At 40.1% G+C, this 5,159-nt stretch carries 6 protein-coding genes; all 6 read left to right on the top strand.

Features of this window, described 5'->3' with window-relative positions:
- The first annotated feature begins 218 nt into the window (after window positions 1-218).
- Complete coding sequence (locus RQ763_RS09320; RefSeq protein ID WP_314152573.1) at window positions 219-1,271, top strand: YeiH family protein; 1,053 nt, start codon at window positions 219-221, stop codon at window positions 1,269-1,271.
- A 64-nt stretch (window positions 1,272-1,335) separates the two neighbouring features.
- Window positions 1,336-1,803, top strand: a complete 468-nt coding sequence (locus RQ763_RS09315; protein WP_314152572.1) for a hypothetical protein — start codon at window positions 1,336-1,338, stop codon at window positions 1,801-1,803.
- On the top strand, window positions 1,803-2,849 hold the full coding sequence (locus RQ763_RS09310; RefSeq protein ID WP_314152571.1) for a tetratricopeptide repeat protein: 1,047 nt from the start codon (window positions 1,803-1,805) through the stop codon (window positions 2,847-2,849). Before RQ763_RS09315 ends, RQ763_RS09310 begins: the two co-directional genes overlap by 1 nt.
- A complete protein-coding gene (gene rnhA, locus RQ763_RS09305; RefSeq protein ID WP_314152570.1) occupies window positions 2,824-3,255 on the top strand; it encodes a ribonuclease HI in 432 nt (143 codons plus the stop codon). The genes RQ763_RS09310 and rnhA overlap by 26 nt, the downstream gene beginning before the upstream one ends.
- Window positions 3,252-3,935, top strand: coding sequence for a ribonuclease III (gene rnc / locus RQ763_RS09300; RefSeq protein WP_314152569.1), 684 nt, complete (start codon window positions 3,252-3,254; stop codon window positions 3,933-3,935). Before rnhA ends, rnc begins: the two co-directional genes overlap by 4 nt.
- The gene (aroC, locus tag RQ763_RS09295) at window positions 3,932-5,005 is read left to right on the top strand and encodes a chorismate synthase (protein ID WP_314152568.1); all 1,074 of its coding nucleotides are present in this window, start codon (window positions 3,932-3,934) and stop codon (window positions 5,003-5,005) included. Before rnc ends, aroC begins: the two co-directional genes overlap by 4 nt.
- The last annotated feature ends 154 nt before the right edge of the window (window positions 5,006-5,159 follow it).

Here is a 5,159-nt window from a genome sequence, read left to right as displayed (position 1 = left end):
TAGCGGTTCAGATAACGAGATGATTAACTCAGAGTTGGAGATAAGAGTAAAATAAATGTGATGCTTTTTTGATATAATTCGCTTTGTAACTTAGGTTACGCACTAAGCCGAACTCGTCCGTCTTAGTGGCAGGGACTAAAGTCCCTACAACCCCATAAAGTTACCACTGTCTGTCAGACAGGGGATAAAAGCTTAAATATATTATACGAAAGGGTTATATGGCATTTTCAAAAGAGAATAGAAAAGGCACTATAAGCGGTGTTCTTTTTGTAGCAATTTTTGCAGCAGCAGCTACTATGATTTCAGAGATTGGTTTTTTAAAATCTCTTGGAATTTCGCCCCTGGTTATAGGGATAGTTTTAGGGATTTTTTACGCAAATACGCTTCACAACAACACTCCCAAAGAGTGGAACGGCGGTATTACATTTTCAGCAAAAAAGATTTTACGCTTTGCTATCGTTTTTTACGGTTTTCGTATCACGTTTCAACAAATCGGGGAGGTTGGGCTAGAGGGATTTATGGTCTCGCTAATTATGCTCTCAACCACTTTTGTTCTGGGAACATGGGCAGGACAAAAACTCTTCAAAATGGACAGAGACACTTCAATGCTTAGTGCTTCGGGAGCTTCTGTATGCGGTGCAGCAGCCGTTTTGGCAACGGAGCCTGTTTTGAAGGCAGAGGAGCATAAAGCTGCAATCGCCGTTTCAATGGTTGTGCTCTTTGGAACAATCTCGATGTTTTTATATCCGCTTCTATACAACATGGGCGTTTTTGATATGAGTGCCAAAGAGTTCGGTATCTATGTCGGCGGAACGATTCATGAAGTGGCTCAAGTCGTAGCAGTTCCGGCTTCTATCCCGGGTGCGAGCGAAGAGATGGCAAATTCGGCGGTAATTGTGAAGATGACAAGGGTTATCATGATAGCGCCGATGCTTATCATCCTTGGTATATATCTCTCAATGAGCGCTAAAAAAAGTGAGAATGCAGAAGCTGTTGGAGGCGTTAAGCTCGTCATTCCGTGGTTTGCGGTCTATTTTATAGGTATGGCTGGATTTAACTCTCTTGGAATCCTTCCACAAAATATAGTAGATATTATAAATGAGATAGATACTTTTTTACTGACCATGGCGATGACGGCACTTGGCATCGGAACCGTGTTTTCAAAGTTTAAGGGGCTTGGTTTAGCGCCTGTTTACACGTCCGGTTTGATGTTTGCATGGCTACTTGTCGGCGGATATTTCATCACAAAATGGGTCGTGGCGGTGTTCTAAATTTGTAACTTTCAACTAAAAAAGTATATAATAAAAACAAATCAAATCCGGGGGAGCCACTAGAGTGTCAAATTTACCAAATACGCTAAACTCTTACTGGCTCTGGAGAGAAATCTCATCGAAACTCGGCGTCTCAAATCCGGCATATAAGTACTGGAGCGAGACGAGAAACCTTAAACTTAACAATAAATATCTTTTTATACAAAAAAATACCCTTCCCCAAAAACATGAACATGTGGAGAGTATACTCACTGACCTCTCTGGGCATCTGCCTATAAAGTATGCCTCAGACAAGCTACATGTGAATGAACATATATTTTCATACGACAAGATGAGACTTCATAAGGAGTTTGAGTACAAATTTGTCGAAGATGTGAAGTTTGTAAATATAAAAAAATTTTTCATGGAGTTTGGGATAAGAGTAGGTAAAAACTCTATTGTTCAGCTTGGAAAAATAAAGGATTTGGAGATAGGACCTGATTGCACTTTTTATAATCTCAAAAATGATTACGGTGTAGTGGTGTACGAATAATGGATACCTTTTTTTTAGAGTTTCGAGACCCTCTTTTTGGGATTATAATCTTTTTCGTTCTTGTTTTTGTCATTACCTTTTTTTCGTACTGGTTTAGCAGACTCAAAAAAAAAGAAGACTACCGTCATCTAGATAAGTTTTTAAAACAGTTCCACTCTCTGCCATCTCAAAATGAACTCAAGGTATTGATTACAAAGGGGGAGTTGTCTGAGAAATCTTGGCTGCTGCTTGCAAACTCATATACGCAAAACGGAAACTATGAAAAGAGTATAGAGATCTACAGTGAGTTGCTTAAAGTCGGAGATAAATCCAACTACAGAGACACTCTTTTTCTGCTTGGCAAAACATACTTTAAGGCAGGTTTTCTGGAGCGTGCAAAGCAGATTTTTTTAGAGATACTGAAAAACAATCCCCGCACGCCTCAGGCGATTAACTATCTTCTGCTTGTTTATGAACAGATGAAAGATTATAACGCTGCGCTTGAGTTGCTAGAGCCTTTGGGCGAACTGAAAAAAGATGTGACTATGATTAGCGCATATCTTAACTCTTTGAGTATTTTAAACAGTGCTCGGATGGCTCCGGATGAAAAAGCTTATAAGCTCTTGGAGATATACAAAAGCTGCAATCATCTGGATTACCTTGTTTTTGAGTATGTTTTTCGTATAAATCCAAAGGCTGCATGGGAGAATTTTGATGCTTCAAAGGCAGAGCTTATTGTTGATCTGCTTTGGAGTTGCGATAAAAAAGATTTGAATTTTGATATAATAATGCAAAACGGCTATTTAAGGGAGCTATATACCGCAAAAGGGTATATGAAAGCGGCAACGAAGAGCTCTATTTTTGAGCTTGACGTGCTTATAAACCTTGACTCAAAAGCAAATGCAACACTCGGATTTGAGTATATTTGTGATAATTGCAAAGTGGTCTACCCGTTTGCATTTAACCGTTGCAGCAGTTGCCATGCCATAGATACATCAAGGGCGGAGCTCTCTTTGGTAAAAGATTACCATAAGGATTTTAGTGAAGAAAATAACTCTTTTCAGTGATGGCAGCGCTTTGGGAAACCCAGGACCCGGCGGGTATGGAGCAATTCTCAGGTTTGGCAACAAAGAGAGGGAGATCTCCGGCGGCGAGGCGCATACTACAAACAACAGAATGGAGCTCTTGGCGGTAATCGAGGGGTTAAGAGCTCTTAGGGAGCCCTGCAATGTTGAGATAATCTCCGACTCTTCGTATGTCGTAAAGGGGATAAACGAGTGGCTTGAGAGCTGGATAAAGAGAGACTTTAAAAAGGTTAAAAATCCTGATTTGTGGAGAGAGTATATAGAGGTTTCAAAAGGGCATAAGATAAATGCCATATGGGTTAGAGGGCATAACGGACATATTGAGAACGAGAGGTGCGATATTTTGGCAAAAATAGAGGCACAAAAGATGAAGGAGAATATACAATGAGTAAAAATATAGAGGTTTTAGAGAAAACCTTAGGATACGAATTTAAGAACGAGAAGCTCATTATCGAAGCGCTGACGCATAAAAGTCATAAGCAGCCCTACGATAATGAGCGACTTGAATTTTTAGGCGATGCCGTTTTGGATTTGATTGTGGGAGAGTATCTGTTTTTTAAATTCCCCAAATCAGATGAGGGTAATCTCTCAAAGATAAGAGCGGCGCTCGTTAATGAGGACGGCTTTGAGAAGCTGGCAAGGTCCATCAATCTAGGCGAATATATCTACCTCTCAAATGCGGAGGAGAACAACGGCGGAAGAGAGAAAGCATCCCTGCTCTCAAATGCTTTTGAGGCGGTAATTGGAGCTATTTATCTTGAGTCGGGATTGGATGCTGCTAAAAAAATAGCAATTGAGTTGATTGAGAAAAATCATAAAGAGATCTCGCTTGATTCTCTCTTTAGAGATTTTAAAACAACCCTTCAAGAGCTTACGCAAGCCAGATTCGGAGAGACTCCGGAGTACAAAGTTGTTGCCAGCCGCGGACCTGATCATAAAAAAGAGTTTGAAGTTGCCGTTATCATAGAGAACAAAGAGTATGCAAGAGCGATTGGCAAAAGCAAGAAAATTGCGCAACAAGAAGCCGCAGAGATGGCGGTAAAGCTTTTAAACAAGGAAATGAAGTGAATAGTTTTGGGCAGAAATTAAAATTTAGTACTTTTGGGGAGTCTCACGGAGTTGCAATCGGATGTCTGCTTGATGGTGTTCCGGCTGGACTTGAGATAGATGAGGCGTTTATCCAAGGTGAATTAGATAGAAGAAAACCGGGAAAAAGCGAGTTTGAAACGGCTAGAAAAGAGGATGACAAAGTAGAGATACTAAGCGGTGTTTTTGAGGGTAAAAGTACTGGAACGCCGATAGCTATGGTTATATACAACACTAACCAGAAGTCAAAAGATTACTCAAATATAAAAGATATTTTTCGCCCGGGTCATGCTGATTTTACCTACTTTTATAAGTATGGCATAAGGGATTACAGAGGCGGTGGCAGGAGTTCTGCAAGAGAGACAGCGGCAAGAGTCGCTGCAGGCGCGATCGCGAAACTGATGCTTAGAGAAGTTGGTGTTGAGGTTTTAAGCGGTATCTGTGAAGTAGACGGTATAAAAGCAGAGCAGCTTGATTATGAGGCGGCTAAAAAAAGCATTATTTTTGCTCTTGATGTCAACAAAGAAGAGGAGCAAAAAGAGGCGATACTTAGAGCTAAAAATGAGCATGACTCAGTCGGCGGAGTCTCAAGAGTTCTTATAAAAGGTGCGCCAAAAGGGTTAGGGCAGCCGCTCTACTATAAACTCGATGCAATTTTGGCGGATGCCATGATGGGCATAAATGCCGTTAAAGCCGTCGAGATAGGCGACGGGGTTTTGAGTGCATCGCTAAAGGGTTCTCAAAACAATGACGAGATAAGAGCAGCCGGCTTTGTAACAAACCACTCAGGCGGGATTTTAGGCGGCATAAGCAACGGAGAAGATATTGTGATGAATGTCTACTTTAAGCCTACGCCTTCTATTTTTAAAGAGCAAAAAACAGTTACGACTGAAAATGAAGAGGTTGATTTTGCTCTTAAAGGACGTCATGACCCATGCGTTGCCATAAGAGGAACCATCGTTTGTGAAGCAATGGCAGCGCTTGTTGTTGCCGATATGCTGCTTTTAAATATGGGTTCAAAAATGGATGCTTTTGTGCGGTATTATAAATAGTAGTTAAAATTTTAATATATGCTTAAATTTACATAGTAGTTAAAATTATTTATATTATAGCCTTTTTTTAATCTTAATGCTGATAAAATATTTTTAGTTTTAAAAAACCATCCTATAAAGAATAGCTTAAACCAATAGTTATTTTTTATAGACA

Origin of the sequence: Sulfurimonas sp., from assembly GCF_032250635.1 — a bacterium.
Taxonomy (GTDB): Bacteria; Campylobacterota; Campylobacteria; order Campylobacterales; family Sulfurimonadaceae; genus Sulfurimonas.
Note: the sequence above shows the minus strand (reverse complement) of the source record. Positions and strands in the feature narration are given on the sequence as shown.

Coding starts and splice junctions, on each gene's coding strand:
- RQ763_RS09320 (WP_314152573.1), top strand. CDS start 219: ATGGCATTTTCAAAAGAGAATAGAAAAGGCACTATAAGCGGTGTTCTT.
- rnc (WP_314152569.1), top strand. CDS start 3,252: ATGAGTAAAAATATAGAGGTTTTAGAGAAAACCTTAGGATACGAATTT.
- RQ763_RS09310 (WP_314152571.1), top strand. CDS start 1,803: ATGGATACCTTTTTTTTAGAGTTTCGAGACCCTCTTTTTGGGATTATA.